Here is a 552-nt window from a genome sequence, read left to right on the forward strand (position 1 = left end):
GCGCGGGATGGGGAGGGGGAAGCAAAATCGATGGGAGTGGTGCGGGCGGCGCGACTAGGGAGAGGGCATAGCGTGGAAGGTACGCTAAACAACGCTAAGGGCGAACAATCAGCGAACGCTTAGGCGGCGCGACTATCCGGCGGCAGATTGAGGGCCTTGCGGCCAGCAGAAGCGGCTGCGCGATCCCAGAGGAAATCGCCCGAGAAAGCAATATGCTCCCAACCTACCGGGGACGTATGTGCGAGGAGATCATCAGGCACCGCGACCGATGTTGATCGTAGATGCTGGACTGCGGCATCCATGTAGATCGTGTTCCAATAGACGATTGCGGCGATGACCAGGTTGAGGCCGGATGCCCGATATTGCTGCGCCTCGTGGCTACGGTCGATGATGCGGCCCTGGCGGAAGGTGTAGATCGCCTGCGTCAGGGCATGGCGTTGTTCGCTGTTGTTGAGACCGGCATGACATCGTCGGCGCGGCTCTGTTGCAAAAATCGTGAAGCTTGAGCATGCTTGGCGGAGATTGGACGGACGGAACGATGACGGATTTCAA

Annotated in this window: 1 pseudogene; it reads right to left on the reverse strand. The window is 59.6% G+C overall.

The features are described from left to right. Positions 1–119 precede the first annotated feature (119 nt). Positions 120–482: pseudogene (locus tag QHC67_RS19090) on the reverse strand (Tn3 family transposase); the annotation flags it as partial. Between the last annotated feature and the right edge of the window lie 70 nt (positions 483–552).

Origin of the sequence: Sphingobium sp., assembly GCF_033795625.1 — a bacterium.
In the GTDB taxonomy this organism is placed as follows: Bacteria; Pseudomonadota; Alphaproteobacteria; order Sphingomonadales; family Sphingomonadaceae; genus Sphingobium.